The sequence below is a fragment of the Trinickia camelliae genome (assembly GCF_053525655.1).
The window spans coordinates 224,094-243,703 of the sequence record NZ_JBCHAA010000002.1 but is presented as its reverse complement, the minus strand read 5'-3'; the positions used below and the strand labels follow the sequence as shown (position 1 = coordinate 243,703).

Sequence of the window (19,610 nt, the reverse complement as noted above, 5' to 3'; positions counted from 1 at the left end):
AATTAATCCTCAAAAAATGACGTGACTCGAATGGGAATCGATGTTATTGACCGGGCTGCTTCGGAAATAAATGCTTTAATCAAACCCGAATTGCGGGCCAATATCCCTGAAGGTCCCTGTATTTAGCAGACATTTGCCCGTCGGAAACGGACCTGGTGCGTGTCAAAATGGGCCTTAAGTTTTCGACCCTCTTTAAAAATAGCATTTCGAAATACTATCCAATTCCGCCATTAGTATTGATTTGCCAATTCGGAAATGCGAATTGGCATGATTATCCTAATTGGATTTCGACGACTTTTTAAAGCTGCGGGAGTATAGCAGGTAGGATTTGCGCCGGATGATTCCAAAAGCGCCTTTTGATTTCGACCCGGATATCGCTATTCTTTCACGGTGAAAGGATTTGAATATGCAAATTAATTCATTTGCCTTTCTTTGTCATTCAAAATGCTAACGGTTATTGGCGGAATTCTTGAGCTCGGTGTGCTCACGTTGCGCGAGCACACCGAACGAACGCGCAAATCAATAACGCGCCGCTCCGGCGTCCACTCAAGCCCTGCCGTTTACCCTGCGCCCGCGCACAAAACGATGCTCGAGGCGAATGCGCAATACGCCGTCGAGAATCAAAAGCTGCTCGCGCAGTGCGTTGGCCCCTCGCTCGCCGATGCCGTCCAGTACGATCTTCTGATCGAGGACGTCGCCGCTTCGTAACACCACAAAATCGCTGACAGAGGCTTGTTGCGCTTTGAGATGCGCTTTGACGCGTGACACGACGTCCTGGCGTGCAACGGAGACGAGATGGAGGATGTGAGTCAGTTGAGAACCCGGCAGACAGGCTGACCAGTTTTCGACGTGGTCCACTGCGGGTTGTGAGGCGAGGGTTTGACGCATAGCAGCTCCGGAAAGTGAGTGATTCGAACCGGTGCAAGCTATGCCGCTCCCGCTTCGTTGCCGACAATCGGCCGCATCGCCCGAAGGCTTCCACCTTGCCCGGGAAGGCAGGTTGGCGTCGGACTCGTCCGACTCTGGATGCAGAACGCATGATAGCAAATGCCGTCGTGCTCGGCCAAGCGTGCAATCGGCCGCTCGATGGGCGTGGGGCGCATGACAAGCACGAAGACGCTGTGCAATGATGCCGCGTCAGGCCGCGCTGCCGTTGTTGCGGCGCACCCGCAGCCTTGCGTTCGCGCTTATTCCAAGTTCGACCATACGAGGGGCCAATGTGGATTTTTCGTGTTAACGAGCCGCGTCTTGGCGCCATCCGGGTGCGCGAGTGGACGCGCCGCGCGCGCCGCACGGTCGGCCTGCTGTTCCTGATCCTGGGCGGCGCGACCGTCGGGCTCGTCCTGCTCGATCAATCGAATGCGCCATTCGCGAACAAAATCTTCGCGGCCCTGTGGGACAGCGCGAATCTCATCACGACGCTCGGCGATTTTTCCGAACTCAACGAGCCTCAGAAGCTGTTCATGGTGCTGGCGATGTTCGCCACGCTGGTGGTCGGTGGATACGCCGTGTCGAGGCTCACGGGCATGCTGTCCGGCGACGACGTGATGATCTACAAGGAGAACAGGGTGATGGAACGCAAGCTCGCGCAACTCTCCAACCATGTCGTGGTCGTCGGCTTCCACTCGCTTGGCGAGCTGGTCGCCAAGCGCCTGCGCGAAGCGGGCGAGACCGTGCTCGTGCTCGTCAGCGATCAGGCTCAGGCAGACCGAGCCACGGATCATGGCCACATGGTCGTGCTCGGATTGCCCGGGGTGTTCGACGACGTGCTCAAGAATGCGCGCCTGGACAGCGCCAAGTCGCTTGTCGTGACGACCCCCGACTCCAATAACAATCTCGCCGTTACGCTACTGTCGCACACGCTGAACGGCTCGCTCGCGATCTCGGTGCCGGGGGAGAACGGGTTGAGGAAGACCTTGCTGGAAAGCGCCGGCGCAACCAACGTCGTGATCATGGATGAACTCGTCGCGGATGCGCTGGTCGGGAAACTTGCGGCTCGCGCCGAGGCCACGAAATGACGCCCGTCGTGCTCATCAGAAAAAAAGGCCGAAGATTGCGTGAATCTTCGGCCCATCATAGGTTTTTGTTTTTTAACTAGCCGGCCCCTATTCGCATGCGCGTCGTCGCGCGCAATGCAAGCCGTGCATTTTCTACCGCTTCTCTCAGGCTGACGTTCCCTGGTGTGCTTTGAGCAGCGCGTGTCGCTCGAGCAGGTCGAGCATCGCGATCACGCGGCATCGTTGAAGGGGCACGAGATCGTACGTTTTGACGAACGCGCGAATGCGCTTTTCCCAGTACTCGGCATCGAACCGGATCGCCGCGATGTCGGCGTCGGCGCGCGTGACGAGCTGGACCATGTGCTCGAAGTGATCGAGCTGGCTGTCCGCGAGCCGCGCTGGCAGCAGTGCCCCAGTCTTGGCTGTTGGTTGGTCGCTGGTGAGAGTCATGTCGATCTCATGTCAGGAGCCCCCGCTTCCCGTGCAAAGGCTTTGGAAGCCTTAACCGCAGCAACGATATCGCGGTTTTTTTGCTAGGCTTGACCGTGCGTCTCACTTCTTGGTGCCGGCAGCCGTTAACCATTTAAAGTTGCCGCCATAAGCGGCACCGCATTTCTTCCCTTGTCGAAAGGCACCATGACCGAGCGTTCGAAGCTGAACGGCACCACCCGCGACGCCGCACTTGGTGACGGCATCGTGACGCACACTTTCAGCACCCGCTCGCTCATCGCCACCGAACAATTGCTGGCTTGGCGCGCTCGCGTGGGGCACGTGGTGGACGTGCCGCCGTCGAAGCAGCAGCTTTCAGAGGGATTCAACGGACACATCGATTTTTACGGCGCCGGCGGCCTGACCTTTACCGATTGCAGCACCGACGCGATGGTCCTCGAGCGCTCGGTCGCGCGCGTTTCCACCGATAGGAACCGGAATATCGCCTTCCATATGTTTCTGGAGGGTGGCGTCGGCAGCGTCACCGGCATGCACAAGAAGCGCAGTGCCGCCGATCCGCAGCAGGGCATCGTCGCGCTGGATTTGAACCAGCCGTTCAAAGTCGAACGAGGCGCATGCCGTGTGCTGACGATGTTCGTGCCGAGAGAGATCGTGGCCGAGGGGGTGCCGGACGTCGATTCGATTCATGGCCGGGTCGTCCCGCAGGAGTCGCCGCTTGTGCGTCTGATCCTGGATCACGCGGCCGGGATCGTCGGGGACATTGCCAAGCTCGACTCCGGCAGCGCAGCCGATGCTTTGAACACCAGCGCCGACCTTCTGATCGCCGCGTTCCGGCACGACACGAGCTTGAAGGGTGCTGACCGTGCCTCGCTGCAAGCCGCGGTCATCGGGAAGGTTCGGCGCTACGTCGAGGCCAATTTGCACCGGGGCGATCTGACGCCGGCGAGCGTCGTCGACGGGCTGCAGTTGAAACGCTCGACGATCTATCGCTGGTTCGAGCACGAAGGCGGACTTGGTGCGTATATCCGCAATAGCAGGCTACGAGCGGCTGCGGACGAACTGGTGCGTTATCCGCATCTCCCCGTGACGGAAATCGCTTATGGGCTCGGCTTTAACAGCACCTCGGATTTTTCCCGCGCGTTTCGCCGCGCCTTCGAGATGAGCCCGCAGGAAATGCGCGCACGTGCGCTCGCGCTGCAGCATGGCGCGGCAGCGGCGGCTTAAGCGGACTCGGGAAAGCGATTCAAGCCGACGAGCGTGACGACGGTCGCCGCCATCAGATACCACGCGGGGACCATCGGGTTGCGCGTCAGCTCGATGAGCCACGTCACGAGGAACGGCGAGAATCCGCCGAATATCACCACGCCGAGCGCGTAGATCACGGCGACGCCGGCCGCGCGCTGATGTTTCGGAAACGCTTCGAGCATCATCGTCGAACTCGCGCCGGCGTTGTTCACCGCCACCGCCACGTAGACCGTGATGATGACGAGCGCGGCGATGTCGCTGACGCCGTGGTTCAGCGCCCAGAACACGGGGTAGGCGGCAGCGAGCGAGGCCAGGAGCAACGCATATTGAAGCGTCTTGCGGCTCGCGTGCCGGTCGGCGGCGCGGGCGACCAGCGGCGTCGCCACCATGATCACGAGACCCGACAGGCACGCGGTCAGCATGCTGAACGCGGCAGGCCGGTGCAGCGTGCGCACCAGATAGGCCGGCATGTAGAACACGGTCAGATAGATGCTCACCGTTGTCGCGGCCGTGTTCAAGATGCCGTAGACCAGCGTGCGCGGATGCTCCGCCAGCAAGCGTGCGGGCGTGGGGCCGCGCGGCTGCCGATCCATGTTCGCCGTCGGCATGTGGCGCCGCAGATACCAGCCGACCGGGCCGATCAGGCCGCCCAGCACGAACGGAATGCGCCATCCCCACGCTTCTATCGCCGCAGGCGACAGCAGCGCGGCGGTCATCGCACCGACGAGCGCCGCCGCGAACGCCGCCGCGCCTTGGCTCGCGCCGCGCCAGCTCACCATGAAACAGCGTCGCTCGTAGGGCGCCGACTCCATCAGCGTCGCCGACGCAGGCCCGATCTCGCCCCCCGCCGCGAGCCCTTGCGTCAATCGCGCGGCGACCATGAGCACGGTGGCCGCGGCGCCGATCGACGCAACCGTCGGCAGGCACGCGATGGTCCACGTGCCGATCGTCATCAGCAGCAAGGACACGGTCATGCCGGCTTTGCGGCCGCGCGTGTCGGCGATATGGCCGATCAGGATCGCGCCGAGCGGCCGCATCACGAAGCCCGCGCCGAAGGTGGCGAGCGAGAGCAGAACGGATGACGCGGGGTTGCTCGATGGAAAGTACAGCTTGCCGATCAGGACCGCGGAGAAGCTGTAGACAGTGAAGTCGTACGTGACGAAGCCGTTGCCGATCACGATCGCAACGATGTATCGCGTGAAATCGGCTCGGGTCGGGACGGCGATCTTGTCGGCTACGTTGTGCATGAGTGAGGTGGTGCGCAGCTCGACTGCATGGCTGCGAGTGACGAGCGGTGCGCTAAATGGAATATTCCGTCTCCATCTTTACGGTCGGCGGCCAGAAAACTTTATGCCGCATGGCTGCGAAACTCGCCACTCATTCATGGGGCATGCGCCCAACAGAATTGGGCAAGGAATTCAGAGAATCGATCAAACACAATCTTGCGCGATCGCGGCACACTCCAGCAGTTCGTCCCCGGCCCGACCCGCACGCTATGCCGCGCCTGAGAGCCGCCGACGCCCCCCACGTGATCGCCTCCGCTTGCGGCCCGCCGATCGATGAGACTCCGGCCCGGTTGACTGCGCCTTGCAAGCGAGCGCGTCGAGTACAACCAACGGAGCTGTCGATGTCCATCTCGTTCACTCTCAACGGCAAGCCCACCACGCTGGATGCCGATCCCAACATGCCCTTGCTGTGGGCGATCCGCGAAGTCGCGGGGCTGCACGGCACGAAGTTCGGCTGCGGCATGGCGCAATGCGGTGCGTGCACGGTCCATCTCGAAGGGCAGGCCACGCGCTCGTGCGTGCTGCCGCTCGCGGCTGTCGCCGGCCGGCACGTGACCACCATCGAAGGCTTGGAGAGCAAGCCTGCGAAGGCCGTGCAGGCGGCGTGGGTCAAGCACCAGGTGCCGCAATGCGGCTACTGCCAATCCGGGCAGATCATGTCGGCGTCGGCGCTTCTGGAACAAAACCATGCGCCCACCGATGCCGACATCGACGCCGCGATGAGCGGCAACATCTGCCGCTGCGCGACCTACACGCGCATTCGCGCGGCCATCCACAGCGCCGCCGACTCGATCAAGGGATAAGCCATGACGACCGATACGACCGATATCGTTGATGACGTCGCGCGCCCGGCGCGGCGCACGTTTTTGAAAGGCGCGGGCACGGTGGCCGTGGCGCTCACCATCGGCTTCCAATGGGCCGGCCCGTCGCGGCGCGCGTTCGCGGCGGCGCCCGCCCACGCCGGCGCCACGTTTGAGCCCAACGCGTTCCTGCGCATCGGCGCCGACGACAGCGTGACCGTGATCGCGAAGCACGTCGAGATGGGCCAAGGCGCTTACACGGGCATCGCGACGATCGTCGCCGAAGAGCTCGACGCCAACTGGTCGCAGGTTCGCGTCGAGAGCGCGCCGGCCGATGCGAAGCGCTACGCGAATCTCGCGTTCGGCACGATGCAGGGCACGGGCGGCAGCTCGGCCATGGCGAATTCGTGGATGCAGCTTCGCCAAGCCGGTGCGAAAGCACGCGCGATGCTCGTCTCGGCGGCGGCCGCGAAATGGAAGGTGCCGGCCGATCGGCTGCGTACCGAACACGGCAGCGTCGTCGACCCGGCGAGCGGCCGCCGCGCGACCTACGGTTCGCTGGTCTCCGCCGCGGCCAAGCTGCCCGTGCCGGATACCGTCACGCTCAAAGACCCCAAGGATTTCAAGCTGATCGGCGCGAAGATCCCGCGCGTGGACGCGGCGGCGAAGTCGAACGGCACGGCGCAGTTCACGATCGACGTCACGTTCCCCGGCATGCTCGTCGCGCTGATGCAGCGCCCGCCGCAGTTCGGCGCGACGGTGAAGTCGTTCGATGCGACCGCCGCCAAGGCGGTGCCCGGCGTGGTGGATGTCGTGCAGGTGCCGCGCGGCGTGGCCGTCGTCGGCAAGAGCTTCTGGGCCGCGAAGCAGGGGCGCGATGCGCTCAAGGTCGAGTGGGACGACACCAACGCCGAAAAGCGCAGTTCGGCGGACATCATGGCCTCGTATCGCCAGCTCGCCGAGCAGCCGGGGAAGCCTGCGCACGTCACGGGCGACGCGTCGCAAGCGATTCAGGGCGCGGCCAAGAAAATCTCCGCCACCTATGAATTTCCGTACCTCGCGCATGCGCCGATGGAGCCGCTCGATGCGGTCGTGAAGCTCACGGCCGACAGCTGCGAGATTTGGGCCGGCGACCAGTTCCAGACCGTCGACCAGGCCAACGCCGCGCACACGGCGGGCCTGCCGCCCGAGAAGGTGAGCATCCACACGCTCTACGCGGGCGGCAGCTTCGGGCGGCGCGCGAATACGGAGTCGGACTACATCGTCGAAGCGGTGTCGATCGCCAAGGCGCTCGGCGCGAACGGCACGCCGGTCAAGCTGCAATGGACGCGCGAGGACGACATCCACGGCGGCCGCTATCGCCCGATGTATTTCCACAAGCTCGAAGCGGGCCTCGACGCCAAGGGTCAATTGATCGGCTGGCATCACCACATCGTCGGGCAGTCCATCCTCGGGGGCACGCCGTTCGAGGCCGTGATGGTCAAGGACGGCATCGATTCGACTTCCGTCGAAGGCGCCGCGAACATCGCCTACGCGATTCCGAACGTCAACGTCGAATTGACGACGACGAAGTCGCCGGTGCCGGTGCTGTGGTGGCGGGTCGTCGGCAGCTCGCATACCGCGTTTGCCGTCGAAGCGTTCATGGACGAAGCGGCGCACGCGGCCGGACAGGACCCCTACACGTTCCGGCGCAATCTGCTCGATCACGAGCCGCGCATGAAGGCGGTGCTCGACCTGGCGGCTCAGCGGGCTGGGTGGAGCAACACGCCGCTGCCGGCGGGCAAGGGCCGCGGCATCGCGGTCGCCGAAGCGTTCGACACGTACGTCGCGCAGGTCGCCGAAGTGACCGTCGACAAGGACGGCAAGGTCAAGGTCGATCGCGTGGTCTGCGCGGTGGATTGCGGCACGCCGATCAACCCCGACATCATCGCGGCGCAGATGGAAGGCGGCATCGGGTTCGGCCTCGGCGCGATGCTCTACGGTGCGATCACGCTCAAGGACGGCCACGTCGAACAGAACAACTTCGACGGCTACCAAGTGCTGCGCATGGACGCCATGCCGAAGGTCGAGGTGGCGATCGTGCCGTCGGGCGAAGCGCCTACCGGCGTGGGCGAGCCGGGCGTGGCGCCGGTCGGGCCCGCCGTGGCGAATGCGATTTTTGCCGCTACGGGCAAGCGCATTCATGCGCTGCCGTATGTGGGGAAGAGCGAGGCTTGAGGGTGTGAGCCGAGAAGTGTGACGCGCAGTAACACGAAGGCCGGGTTTCCCGGCCTTCGTGCTTTTTGTGCTTTATGCCGCCTGCGGTCGGCGAGCGTCGTCCTGCAGCGAATCCGTAACTTCTGTGGGGCTCGCGTCGTCGATCTCGACCGGCACGCGCCGAGCCAGCGCGCACATCAGCTCGTAGCCGATCGTCCCGGACGCCTCCGCCACTTCATCGACCTTCACCTGATCGCCCCATAGCTCGACGCGCGAGCCGATGCCGGCCGCCGGGCACGGCGTGAGGTCGACGGTCAGCATGTCCATCGATACGCGTCCGACGATCCGCGTGCGGATGCCGTCGACTGCGATCGGCGTGCCGGTCGGCGCATGGCGCGGATAACCGTCGGCATAGCCGCACGCGACCACGCCGATGCGGATCTCGCGTTCGGCCTGGAAGGTTCGTCCGTAGCCGATGGTCTCGCCGGGCGCCAAGGTTTGGACGCCGATGATCTTGCTCGTCAGGGACATCGCCGCGCGCAGCGGGAAGCCCGTGACATGCCGCACCGAGCCCGTCGGCGACGCGCCGTACAAGATCGTGCCGGGCCGCACCCAGTCGCGGTGCGCGTGCGGATGCCAAAGCACGGCAGCCGAGTTCGAGAGGCTGCGCGTGCCGGGGAGGTCTTTCGTGGCCGCGTCGAACTCGTCGACTTGCCAATCGATGGCGCCGTCGTCGGCATTCGCGAAGTGGCTCATCAGGCCGATTTCGCCGATCGCCGCCGTTGCGCGTGCGCGCTGCCAGGCTTGCACGTAGGCGCCGGGGCGAAAGCCCAAGCGGTTCATGCCGGAGTTCATTTTCAGTTGGATGTCGATCGGCCGGTGCAGCTTCGCGGCCGACAGCAGCTCGAGTTGCTCGTCGCAATGGACGGCGACGGTCAGGCGACGCGCGTCGGCGATCTCGACGTCACGGGGCTCGAAGACGCCTTCGAGCAGCAGCACCGGCTTCGTCCAGCCGAGCTCTCGCACGCGCACCGCTTCATCGAGATCGAGCAGCGCGATGCCATCGGCTTCAGCCAGTGCGGAGTAGATCCGCTCGATGCCGTGGCCATAGGCGTTCGCTTTGACGACGGCCCAGACGCGCGAGTTTGGCGCGCACTGTTTAGCAAGCTGGAGATTGTGACGGACGGCATCGGGCTGAATGCGGGCGATGATCGGGCGTGGCATGGGCGTACCTTGGCTGAAGAAAACGGTCCTTTGCGGACCGTTTCGGGGAGTCTGCCGATTCAATGGTGGCTGGTGATTTCCGCAATAGTATTGGTTCGCAGCCAGTTCTTGTTAATGTATTTTTTTCTGTTTTTGGTTGGAAGAACTTATACGATCAATGCGCCCGATTTGGCTCATCGCTTGATTCTGCGAGCCTGACGGGACAGCACGATGTACATGCCCCAGGCGACGTACATCAAGAGCGCGATGAGATGGACGCCGGCGCACTTTCTATTACATGAGAGGTAATTGGCGCGGTAACGGCGAAGCGTATGCTTACCCGCATCACCCGATCGACCAACGATCCTCAACCTCACCACTTGAACGCAAAGGCCAATGAAAACCGCAGAGTCCGGCACACAAGCCTTGTCCAGCGATCTCGGCGCGCTGCTGCGTCATTGGCGGGATTTGCGCGGCACGAGTCAACTGGATTTGTCGCTCGATGCGGGCGTCTCGCAGCGGCATATCAGTTTCATCGAAAGCGGACGCAGCGTGCCAAGCCGTCAGATGCTGATCGACATTGCCCAGACGCTCGACGTCCCGCTGCGCGAGCGCAATACGCTGCTATTGGCGGCGGGGTACGCGCCGATGTATCCGGAAGCGCCCTGGAATGCGCAGGAGATGCAGGGCATCACCAAAGCGCTTGGACGCATCTTGCGTCAGCACGAGCCGTTTCCAGCCATCGTCATGGACCGGTACTGGAATGTATTGATGACCAATGAATCCGCGCCGCGCTTCTTCAATTGCTTCTTCGACATGAATGCGCGCAAAGGGCCGCGCAACATGCTGCATCTCGTGTTCGATCCGGACGGCATGCGTCCGTTCGTTGCCGATTGGGAAGCGGTGGCGAAGAGCCTGATCCAGCGCGTGCATCGTGAATCGGTGGGGCGCGTGATCGACGGCGAGACGCAGCAGTTGCTGGCCGAGCTGCTCGCCTATCCGGACGTGCAAGCGGAGTGGAAGTCGCGGGGCGCGTTGGGCGCGCAGAGCGCGGCGTCCGGCCTGCCGGTGATACCGATCGGTTTCGTCAAGGACGGCGAGGTCCTCAACTACTTTTCAATGGTCACGAGTGTGGGGACGCCGATCAGCGTCGCCGCGCAGGAACTGCGTATCGAATGCATGTTCCCTGCAGACGACGAGACCGAGGCTCGTCATCTGCAATTGATGGAACACTACTCAAGCGAGCATTGAGCGTTCGGGGGAAGCGTTCACTCCCAACCGCCATACCCCGCCATCTGCTGCGCCGGATAGGCATAGCGAACCGTGTACGCGCGCCGATAGCGGGGCGCCCAGTACGCGGATTGATAGACCGGATACGCAACCGGTCGCGCAATCGTCACCACGGGTTGCATTGCCACTTGAACCGGCGGCTGGGGCACGTAAGCGGCCTGCGTGTACACCGGCACGTATTGATACGTCTGCGGCGGCGGAGGGGGCGGCGGTGCATACGCGGCTTCTTGATACGCAGGCTCCTGATACTCCTGCGTGACTTCTTCATAAGCGGGCGGGGCGGCGTACTGCGGCGCGGGTTGATATCGCGGCGCTTGTGGCGGCGGTGCGTACTGCGGCTGTTGATACGCTTGCTGATACTGAGGCTGCGGTTGCTGATACTGAGCCTGCTCTTGAGGCTGCGGCGGCAACGCACGCTGCGCGACCTGAGTCCGTTGCACCGGCTTGACTTGCGCGTTGCCCTCTCCCGGCGGCACCCCCTCGGGCAGCGGCGGCATGAGTTGCGCCGACGTTTGCTGCGGCGGATGCTTCAATTGATCGCGTAGCGATGAATACGTTTCGGCGTCTTCTTTCGCGCGTGCGTTGTAGCCGTTGTGATAGGCGTCGCTCAAGTCCTTGAGGCGCGCGGTGTTCTCTTCATCGGCGGTCATTTGCTCTTCGCCCGGATCGAGCGATGCATTGGTGACGCCGCCATTCTCGTAGGCTGATTTCGGACCATCGGCCAGCGCACTCGCCGATTGCAGCGCACCCGTCAACGACACCAGTGCCATCGACACCCCAAGCGCCAATTTCATTCCCATGATTTCACCTCGATTCGCTATGCGACGACGCGGGAATGGTGACCGGCGGCCGCCGGATGCCGTGCAGGCTTTAGCTTTTTGCTTCGGGCCTTCGATTCCACCGCGTCCCTGCGATATCGGCGGCGTTCTTGAGTTCTGAAGGGGAAAATGTGCGTCTTAGGGAATGTCCGATGCCGCGTGATCGCTGAATCGTGAGCAGCACAAAAGCGAGTGCTTCGTTAAGCGCTTTAAGAATGCGCTTTAAGCATGATTGGTGCGCTTAACCGAGGAAGCTCAAATCTAAAACGTCAGCCTGCCCGATGAGCTCGCTGACGCCGTGACCGGCGATGCGCTTGCCTAACTCAGTGAGATCGACGCTGCTGTCTTTGGCGAGCAGCACATAGCCGAGATTCGCTTGCCGCCACGTCACGACGTTCATATCGCTGATGCGCTGCGCGGCCACCGTCTGATCCGGTTTCGCATCCTTGATGATGCACAGTGCGATCGGCGGCCCTTGCTCGGGCAGGTATTCGATCTGAATGACGCGGCGATCGTGGAAATTGAGCCGCTGCACGCGCCTCAGCGTGAGTCCGGCGTCGCGCAAATCGGGGACGCTAAGCGCGATACCGTCGTCGCTGCGCACGACGCTCGCGATTTGCTTGAGCCCATCGGCATCGAGGGTGGCGTTGGCGAGCGTTTCCCGCCCATACATCGCTTGATAACCAACGACGGCCTTGACCCACGGCAACGCGTTCGCGGACGCGACCGTCGTATCCGCCGTCGAATTCACGCCGGGCGTAAAGCGCAACACGGCGCCACAGCAAAAGACGCCCGCCACGAACGCAACCGCGAGCCACATCGGCGCGACGCGCAAGCGCGAGCGGACCGGCGCCGACGGCGGCAATTGCGCGTCGTGCTTCAGCACCGGGTCGTTGGCGCTTTTATCCTGCGCCGTAGCATTGGCCGCGTAATTACGCGTCATGTCCTCGATCGCTTTTTTCAAGCTCTCGGGTACAGGCGGCAATTTTTGCTGGGCGAATGCATCGCCATACGGCAGGCGCGATGCCTCGAAAAGCGCGACGCGCTCAGCTACCTCCGCCGACGCGGCAATCTGCTTCTCGACTTCCTCGCGTTCTTCCGCCGGCAACTCGCCGTCGACATACGCCATCAGCAAGATGTCGTCCGTTTTCATGAGAACGAGCCCTCGCTTCTTTCCCCGTTTTTCACTTTCTTCACTTCCCGCGCTCCGAACTGCAGGCCGATGGTCTGACGCGCTCGTGCAAGACGGCTCATGATCGTGCCGATAGGCACGTCGAGCGCTTCGGCCGCTTCGCTGTAACTCAGACCTTCCACCGCCACGAGCAGCATGACCACGCGCTGCGCCTCCGGCAATCGTTCAACCGCGCTGACGATCTGCGCCATCATCACGTTGTTTTCCGGCGTGCGCGCGGCAGGATCGGCGACGGTTTCGAGCAGGCTGTCATCCCATTCCGCACCCGTGCGGCTGCGCACGGAGCGGGCCCGAATCTCGTTGATCCACGTGGTGTGGACGATCGCAAACATCCAACTGAGAGGCGACGTGCCGGGCTGAAGCTGATGCGTGCGCTCAAGCGCGCGCACGCATGCGCGCTGCACGAGATCTTCAGCGTCGTGCCTGTCGCCTGACAGACGAAGTGCAAATGCCCACAGCCGCGGGAGCATCTCAGGAAGCATGCTCGGTAAATCTACGCCGGTCATCGACAGAGGTCCTGGTGTGTCCCTTGAAGCGCTTGCGTGACGCGGCGCGAGGCAATACCGGTCTGGCCGCTTTGTATAGATAGACAATAGCGTCCGAACGTAGCCTCTGGCAAAGAAAACTTCATGGCTGTGGGTTCACCTTTGAAAACGCTTGAAGCTGAGAAATATTCCTTCTCGCTTTCATACCCGATTTCGATGACGCGATGCGGGCGAGTGCGAAGCGGAGGTCAAGCGTCGCGAAGCATTCGGATCGCGCCCTCAGTCCGTCAAATCCCCCGCTTGAACGCCGTGAACATCAATCGCAAGCCCAACGCGGTGATCGCACCCGCCGCGAGGCGGTCGATCCCCGTCTTCCAGCTCAGATAGATTTCACGTGGACGCCGGCTCGAAAAGCACAGCGCGACCACGGTGTACCAGCCGGCTTCGATCGTGAACACGGCGGGCGGAAGGATGAAGTAAGCCCACAGCGGCGGATGCTGCGGCAACAGCGCCGCGAAGATGCTGCCGTAGAAGATGGCCGTCTTCGGGTTGCTCAACTGCGTGCTGAGCCCGATCCAGAACGACTTGCGCGCATTTTCATGACCTGCCGCGCGTTCGTTCTTGAAATCGAGCGGCGTGGCCGCGCCGCGCCAGATTTTGATCGCCATGTAGACGAGGTAGGCGCCGCCCGCCACCTTGAGGCCTGCGTACAGCCACTCGACCGACTGCAGCAGCGAATACAGCCCGACCAGCGCGAGGCTGCTGAAGCAGACGCCACCGATCCCCATCCCCAACGCCGTTGCCAGTCCGTCGCGCCGCGACAGGCCGATCGCGTTTCTCGCGACCATGATGAAGCTCGGTCCCGGGCTCATGGCGCCTACCAGCAGCGTGACCAGGATGGTGGCGATCGCGGTTGTTGCATTCATGTGTCGTCTCCAGGGGTAGGAAATGCGGCGAATCGGGCCCGTCATTCTGCTCCTGAGCGCCCGATTCCGGTAAACCCAGCCGCTCGCTGTAAGCGTTCAGAAATTTATTTATTGAGAATAATTCCCATTACGGATAATATCCGACCCCTCGAAAATTACATTTGCAATGCGGGAGTCGGGGATATGAAGGGTTGGCAACGGTGTGGCCAGCGCCGGCGCGTGGCGCGTCTCGGGTCGCTGATCGTGTCGCAAGGTTTGCTTCTGGCGGCGGCGCGGCATGCGCTTGCACAGGAAACCGTGACGGCGACCGCCGCCGGGGCCGCTCAAACAACAGCGGCGGTCGAAACCGGTCACACGCTGACCGAAGTCACGGTGCAGGGCGCGAGGGCGGTCGACGAGGTCGGCTACCAGCCGCGGCGCGCATCGGTCGCGACGCGCACGGACACGCCGCTCGTCGACGTGCCCCAGGCCGTCAACGTGGTGGCGCAGCAATCGATCGAGGACCGCGCGCCCGCGAGTCTCGCCGATGCCCTCGACGCCGTGCCGGGCGTGCGCATGGGCAACACGCTCGGCGGCACGCTCGACGCGATCGTCAAGCGCGGCTTCGGCGACAACCGCGACAACTCGATCCTGCGCGACGGCATGCAGTCGGTGCAGCCGCGCAATTTCACGCCGACGACCGAGCGCATCGAGGTGCTGAAGGGGCCGGCGTCGATGCTGTACGGCATCCAGGACCCCGGCGGCATCATCAACGTGGTGACGAAGAAGCCGCAACTGGACTTCGCGGGCAGCGTCTCCGGCTTCGGAAGCAGCTACGGCGGAGGCGGCGCGCAGGTCGACCTGACCGGGCCCATCGGCGCCTCGGGGCTCGCTTATCGCTTCATCGCCGATCACCAGCGCGAGGACTACTGGCGCAACTACGGCCAGACGCGCCAGGACGTGATCGCGCCATCCCTCGCCTGGTACGGCCGCGATACGACGGTGCTCGTCGCCTATGAGCACATGAGCTACTCGGTGCCGTTCGACCGAGGCACGATCATCGATCCGCGTACCGGCAATCCGGTGGCGATCCCGACGACGGAGCGGCTCGATGAGCCCTACAACATCTCGGCCGGCCGCTCGGACGCGGTCAACCTGCGCATCGATCACAAGATCGCGAACGATTGGACGCTGCACTTCGGCTACGGATACAACCGCACGTACTACAACGACTGGCAGGCGCGCGTGCTCTCGGCGAACTTCAATACCGGCGTGCTGACGCGGCGCGTGGACTCGACGCAGAACGCGACGCAAACCGTTCACAACGTGACGCTGAACGTCGAGGGCAAGCTGCGGATCGCCGGCTTCGATAACGACGTGCTTGCCGGTGTCGACTACATGCACAACTACCGCCTGCTCGGCGACCTCTATCGCGGCAAGAACAACTCGACGTTCAATATGTACGCGCCGGTGTACGGACTGCTGCCGCAGACGAGCACGCTGTCGAACGCCGACAGCGACCAGACCGACAAGCTGATTTCGCGCGGCGCGTTCATTCAGGACTCGCTGCATTTGAGCGATCGCTGGATCGTGCTCGGCGGTTTGCGCTACGAATCGTTCGACGAACTGACCGGCAAGGGCAGGCCGTTTGTCGTCGGCTCGCACGTCAATGCGGGCAAAGTCGTGCCGCGCGCGGGCGTCGTCTACAAGATCGATCCGGACTGGTCGCTCTATGCGAGCTACAGCGAATCGTTCCGGCCGAACACGTCGATTGCGCAGCCGATCGGCGACTTGCCGCCGGAGGAAGCGAAAGCGTACGAGGTCGGCTCGAAGTACGTGTCGCGCAACCTGACCGCGAGCGTCGCGCTGTTCGACATCCACAAGAAAAACATCCAGACGACGGAGACCATCGGCGGGATCAACTACACGCGCAACGCGGGGCGCGCATATTCGCGCGGCGTCGAGCTCGAGATGAACGGCAAGCTCACGGATCGGTGGAGCGTGATCGGCAGCTACGCGTACACCGAGGCGCGCTATCAGGACGATCCGAAGATCGCGGGCAACCCCCTGCCGAACGCGCCGAAGCACGAGGCCGCGCTGTACTTGACGCGCGACTTCGGCGTGATCGGCTCGGGCCCGGTGAGCGGGCGTCTGCGCGCGGGCGCGGGCGGCCGTGTGTTCAGCAGTCTCGCGGTCGGGGACGGCACGGGCAAGGTGTATCACCTGCCGTGGGGGCATGTGGCCGATGCGTTCGTCGCGTGGGACTCGCGCATTTTCGGGCGCACGATCGACTGGCAGTTCAACGTGAATAACATCTTCAACTCCACGTATTACACGTCGAGTTGCTGCACGGGCCTGCCGTTCGTGACGATCGGGGCGGAGCGTGAGTTCAGGTTCAGCGGGCGGCTGGAGTTTTGAGGCGGCCGGCTAGGTGGGAGCGCCTAGCTCGGGGCGCGTAGCTGGGCCCGCCTAGGGCGGGGCGCGTAGCTGTGGCCGGCTAGGTGGGCCGCGCCGTTCAAAACGCCAACGTATCCGAGATCGCCTTCAAGCAAACCCCCATCAGCCCGCCCGGAACGAGGCCGAGCACCAGCACCGCCACGCCGTTCAGCGCAAGGATCGCGCGGCTGCCGGCGCCTTCCAGAATCGGCGCCGTGTCGGGCGGCGCGTCGAAGTACATCAGCTTGACGATGCGCAGGTAGTAGAACGCGCCGAACAGCGAGGTGATCACGGCCAGCACCGCGAGCCACAGCAGGCCGGCGTTCAACGTCGCTTCGAGCACGGCGAGTTTCGAGTAGAAGCCGACCGTGGGCGGAATGCCGGTAAGCGAAAACATCATGATCATCATCACGAACGCGAACACGGGGCTGCGCTTGTTCAAGCCCTTGAAGTCGTCGAGCGTCTCCGCTTCGAAATCGCGGCGCGCGAGCAGCATGATCACGCCGAACGTGCCCGTCGTCGTCAGCAAATACACGATGCTGTAGAACATCGCCGAACCGTAAGCGCCGGCCGCGCCACTGGCCTTGCCGTCGACGACTCCCGCCAAGAGTCCGAGCAGCACGAAGCCCATGTTCGAAATGGCCGAATACGCCAGCATGCGCTTGACGTTGAATTGAACGATCCCCGTGATGTTGCCGACGATCAGCGACAGCGCCGCCAGAATCACCAGCATTTGCTGCCAGTCGACGGCGAGCGGCAGCAAGCCCATCACCAGGAAGCGCAGCCCCCACGCGAACGCCGCAACCTTCGGTCCGCCGCCGACGAACAGGGTCATCGCGGTCGGCGCGCCCTGATAGACGTCGGGCACCCACATATGAAACGGCACGGCGCCCATCTTGAACGCCACGCCCGCGACGAGGAACACGACGCCGAACAGCAGCACGGCATTGTTGGCGCTGCCTGACGCAACCGTCTTCAGGACTTCGTTCAAGTAGAGAGAGCCCGTCGCGCCGTAGAGCATCGAGATGCCGTACAGCAGGAAACCCGTCGCCAATGCACTAAGCACGTAGTACTTCATCGCGGCTTCGTTCGATGTCGCGACGTCGCGGCGCAGCGCGACCATGGCGTACAGCGGCAATGACATCAGCTCGAGGCCGAGGTACAGCATCAGGAAGTGGTTGCCCGAGATCATGATCAACTGGCCGAGCAGCGAGAACATGGCGAGCAGGAACACGTGGTCGCGGAACAGCTCTCGATCTTCGAGGTACCGGCGCGAATAGACGAGCGTGACAGCGAAGCCGAGCGACACGGCGGCCTTCATTACGCTGGCGAACGGATCGACGACGATCGTGCGCGAGAAGAAAAAGTACTGGTGCGGGTCCAGCGATTGGAGCGCGAACGCCACGCCCGCGGCGGTCGAAGACCACAGTGCGATGAGGTAAGTCAGACGCCGGTTGGTGGCTTCGGACCAGAAGTCGCCTGTCCGGGAGCCGATCACGATGGCGAGCACGATGAGCCCGTCGGGAAACAGCACATGCATCGGTGCGCTTTGCATGATGGGGATGGCTCTTTCGGTGGATGGGGCTGGGCGAAGTTTGCGCCCAAAAACGGATGTTCGAAACGGGCGGTCGGCTCTGCTGCATCGCGGAATACCCTAATTACTTCGATCAACACGGGTTCCTACATTGAATTGCAACCGGAGCGGCGCAGCATCGTTGCACGACAAAGGGTTCCGCTCAGGACGGCGATGACCGCGACAATCGCAATACGATCCCGCTGGATCGCGATGCTGCTGCTCCTGGCCTCGACGCTGGCGCCGCTGCGGCCCGCGCGTGCGCAAGATCCCCTTGAGCGCGAAATGAACGGACTGACGTTCGACCAGTTCATCAAGAAAACGCTCGATGACTATGGCGTGCCCGGAGCGGTTGTCGTCGTGGCCAGCGACGAGGGCACGGCGTTCCTGAAAGGGTACGGCGTGCGTCGTCGTGGCGAAGCGGCGCCCGTCGACGCGGATACGCGATTCCAGATCGCGTCCATGAGCAAGTTCATCGCCGCGACGGCGGTCGGGGCATTGGTCGATCGGGGCGTGGTTTCTTGGGACGCCCCGGTCAGGACTTTTTCGCCCGAGACCGCGCTCGCCGAACCGTACGCCACGCAGAGCGCCACATTGCGGGATTTCTTCGCGCACCGCACCGGGCTGCCGGCCTACACCGACGACCTGCTCACTCAGCTCGACTTCAGCTCCGACGAACTCCTGCACCGCGCGCGCTTCCAGCCATTCGACCATAGCTTCCGGTCGAACTGGGCCTATTCGAACTACGGCATTTTCCTGGGGCAGTACAGCGCGGCACGCGCTGCGGGAATGAGCCCCCCGCAATTGCTGTCGAGCACGATGCTCGTGCCGCTCGGCATGACGCGCAGCGGTCCGGTACAGGCGGAGCTTTTCAAGGACGACAATCGAGCCACGGCTCACAACCTCGACGGTTCGATCATGCCGTACGAGAACGTCGACAAATTCAGCGGCGCGGGCGCGATCGTTTCCACGGGACGCGACATCGCGCACTGGATGACGATGCTGCTCGCGCAAGGCACATTCGAAGGCAAATCGATTCTGACCAAGGAAACCGTGACGGAGATCTTCGCGGCGAGCATGGTGCAGGGCGCCGGCGGTCCGCTGAACGACCCAAACGACTCGTCCGGGCTCGGCTGCGAAAGCTATCACTTCCTTCGCTGGCGCGTGATCGAGAAAAACGGTGCGCTGAACGGCATGCGCACCATCGTCACGCTGATTCCGGAGCGTCACATCGGCATTGCGATCTTCGCCAACAAGCAAGTGACGGTGTTTCCCGAGGCCGTTCGTGCGGAGTTTCTCGAGCGCGAACTCGGTCCGTCTGGACGGGACTTGCAAAAGCAAATTCACGAAGAGCAACCAGGATGGATTGCGCTGCTCGATGTGCCCAAGCCTCCGGCCGACGCAAAGCCTCTCACGCACGACCTCGACGCCTACACCGGCCTCTTTGTCAGCCCGCTGTATGGACAACTTGTCGTGATACGCGACGGCGATAGCCTCGCTATGAAAATCGGCGCGCACGACTATCCTGGGAAGCTGACGCATTGGTCGGCCGATTCGTTCCTGATGACGTTCGAGAACCCCGACATACCGCCGGGCCTCCTCACGTTTGCTTTCAAGGAAGGCGATCCGCGCGCCACCGGCTTTGACGGCAGCAGGGTGCCGCATGCCTTCACGGCCAACTACGGACATTTTGATCGCGCGCAGTAGCGGCCGAAGGCGATGGATCTTCGCGCC

General features: G+C 63.1%; 16 protein-coding genes and 1 riboswitch. Of the genes, 7 read left to right on the top strand and 9 right to left on the bottom strand.

Annotation, left to right across the window (positions count from 1 at the left end):
• Positions 1-546: 546 nt before the first annotated feature.
• Positions 547-888, bottom strand: coding sequence for a hypothetical protein (locus tag AAHK20_RS04545; protein ID WP_449180250.1), 342 nt, complete (start codon positions 886-888; stop codon positions 547-549).
• Between the two features lie 43 nt (positions 889-931).
• Positions 932-1,035, bottom strand: a riboswitch (SAM-I-IV-variant riboswitch).
• Positions 1,036-1,217: 182 nt separating this feature from the next.
• Here AAHK20_RS04545 and AAHK20_RS04540 point away from each other — a divergent pair.
• On the top strand, positions 1,218-2,018 hold the full coding sequence (locus AAHK20_RS04540) for an NAD-binding protein (protein ID WP_449180249.1): 801 nt from the start codon (positions 1,218-1,220) through the stop codon (positions 2,016-2,018).
• A gap of 144 nt (positions 2,019-2,162) precedes the next feature.
• Here AAHK20_RS04540 and AAHK20_RS04535 read toward each other — a convergent pair whose 3' ends face one another.
• On the bottom strand, positions 2,163-2,447 hold the full coding sequence (locus tag AAHK20_RS04535) for a hypothetical protein (RefSeq protein WP_449180248.1): 285 nt from the start codon (positions 2,445-2,447) through the stop codon (positions 2,163-2,165).
• 186 nt (positions 2,448-2,633) lie between these two features.
• Between AAHK20_RS04535 and AAHK20_RS04530 the strand changes: the two genes are divergently transcribed.
• Complete coding sequence (locus AAHK20_RS04530; protein ID WP_449180247.1) at positions 2,634-3,671, top strand: AraC family transcriptional regulator; 1,038 nt, start codon at positions 2,634-2,636, stop codon at positions 3,669-3,671.
• Here AAHK20_RS04530 and AAHK20_RS04525 read toward each other — a convergent pair.
• A complete protein-coding gene (locus AAHK20_RS04525) occupies positions 3,668-4,939 on the bottom strand; it encodes an MFS transporter (protein ID WP_449180246.1) in 1,272 nt (423 codons plus the stop codon). The two genes, AAHK20_RS04530 and AAHK20_RS04525, sit on opposite strands and share 4 nt — an antisense overlap.
• Positions 4,940-5,319: 380 nt before the next feature.
• Between AAHK20_RS04525 and AAHK20_RS04520 the strand changes: the two genes are divergently transcribed.
• Positions 5,320-5,781, top strand: coding sequence for a (2Fe-2S)-binding protein (locus tag AAHK20_RS04520; RefSeq protein WP_449180245.1), 462 nt, complete (start codon positions 5,320-5,322; stop codon positions 5,779-5,781).
• A 3-nt stretch (positions 5,782-5,784) separates the two neighbouring features.
• Positions 5,785-7,995: a xanthine dehydrogenase family protein molybdopterin-binding subunit gene (locus tag AAHK20_RS04515; RefSeq protein WP_449180244.1), complete on the top strand. Its 2,211-nt coding sequence runs from the start codon at positions 5,785-5,787 to the stop codon at positions 7,993-7,995.
• Between the two features lie 72 nt (positions 7,996-8,067).
• On the opposite strand, the gene alr is transcribed toward AAHK20_RS04515, so the two are convergent.
• On the bottom strand, positions 8,068-9,198 hold the full coding sequence (alr, locus tag AAHK20_RS04510; RefSeq protein ID WP_449180243.1) for an alanine racemase: 1,131 nt from the start codon (positions 9,196-9,198) through the stop codon (positions 8,068-8,070).
• Positions 9,199-9,573: 375 nt separating this feature from the next.
• Here alr and AAHK20_RS04505 point away from each other — a divergent pair, with 375 nt between their 5' ends.
• A complete protein-coding gene (locus AAHK20_RS04505) occupies positions 9,574-10,428 on the top strand; it encodes a helix-turn-helix domain-containing protein (RefSeq protein ID WP_449180242.1) in 855 nt (284 codons plus the stop codon).
• A 17-nt stretch (positions 10,429-10,445) separates the two neighbouring features.
• Here AAHK20_RS04505 and AAHK20_RS04500 read toward each other — a convergent pair whose 3' ends face one another.
• The 4 genes from AAHK20_RS04500 to AAHK20_RS04485 form a co-directional block, all read right to left on the bottom strand.
• The gene (locus AAHK20_RS04500; protein ID WP_449180241.1) at positions 10,446-11,267 is read right to left on the bottom strand and encodes a hypothetical protein; all 822 of its coding nucleotides are present in this window, start codon (positions 11,265-11,267) and stop codon (positions 10,446-10,448) included.
• Positions 11,268-11,526: 259 nt separating this feature from the next.
• Positions 11,527-12,438, bottom strand: a complete 912-nt coding sequence (locus tag AAHK20_RS04495; RefSeq protein ID WP_449180240.1) for an anti-sigma factor family protein — start codon at positions 12,436-12,438, stop codon at positions 11,527-11,529.
• The gene (locus AAHK20_RS04490; protein ID WP_449180239.1) at positions 12,435-12,983 is read right to left on the bottom strand and encodes an RNA polymerase sigma factor; all 549 of its coding nucleotides are present in this window, start codon (positions 12,981-12,983) and stop codon (positions 12,435-12,437) included. The genes AAHK20_RS04495 and AAHK20_RS04490 overlap by 4 nt, the downstream gene beginning before the upstream one ends.
• Before the next feature lie 266 nt (positions 12,984-13,249).
• Positions 13,250-13,888, bottom strand: coding sequence for a LysE family translocator (locus AAHK20_RS04485; RefSeq protein ID WP_449180238.1), 639 nt, complete (start codon positions 13,886-13,888; stop codon positions 13,250-13,252).
• A gap of 183 nt (positions 13,889-14,071) precedes the next feature.
• On the opposite strand from AAHK20_RS04485, the gene AAHK20_RS04480 reads away from it, so the two are divergent.
• The gene (locus AAHK20_RS04480; protein WP_449180237.1) at positions 14,072-16,285 is read left to right on the top strand and encodes a TonB-dependent siderophore receptor; all 2,214 of its coding nucleotides are present in this window, start codon (positions 14,072-14,074) and stop codon (positions 16,283-16,285) included.
• Between the two features lie 97 nt (positions 16,286-16,382).
• Here the strand turns inward: AAHK20_RS04480 and nuoN are convergent, their stop codons facing one another.
• Positions 16,383-17,858 carry an NADH-quinone oxidoreductase subunit NuoN gene (nuoN, locus tag AAHK20_RS04475; protein ID WP_449180236.1) on the bottom strand — a complete coding sequence of 492 codons (1,476 nt, stop codon included), beginning with the start codon at positions 17,856-17,858 and terminating at the stop codon, positions 16,383-16,385.
• Between nuoN and AAHK20_RS04470 the strand changes: the two genes are divergently transcribed.
• Positions 17,838-19,583, top strand: a complete 1,746-nt coding sequence (locus AAHK20_RS04470; protein WP_449180235.1) for a serine hydrolase — start codon at positions 17,838-17,840, stop codon at positions 19,581-19,583. The two genes, nuoN and AAHK20_RS04470, sit on opposite strands and share 21 nt — an antisense overlap.
• Positions 19,584-19,610 lie beyond the last annotated feature (27 nt).